Here is a 243-nt window from a genome sequence, read left to right on the forward strand (position 1 = left end):
TAGAGCACCACCAGGGTGATGACGGCGATCAGTGGCGCAATGACCCGCCCGAACAGCTCGTTGAGCGTGTCGATCGCCTTGGCAATCGCATTCATGGGTCCAGTCTCCGACGTCGGAACGAAAGCCGCCCCGGGTGGGGCGGCCGGTACAGCCTTACAGACAGGCTTCGATCTCTTCGAGCGAGGGCAGGTTGTCCATGGTGCGGCTCATGTTGAACGGCGCGGAGATGTCACGCCAGGTGGC

Annotated in this window: 1 pseudogene; it reads right to left on the reverse strand. The window is 63.0% G+C overall.

What is annotated here, in order from left to right:
* Window positions 1-95: pseudogene (locus HOP58_RS22975) on the reverse strand (C4-dicarboxylate ABC transporter permease); the annotation flags it as partial.
* Between the last annotated feature and the right edge of the window lie 148 nt (window positions 96-243).

The organism is Halomonas sp. MCCC 1A11062, assembly GCF_021404355.1.
Classification (GTDB): domain Bacteria; phylum Pseudomonadota; class Gammaproteobacteria; order Pseudomonadales; family Halomonadaceae; genus Halomonas; species Halomonas aerodenitrificans.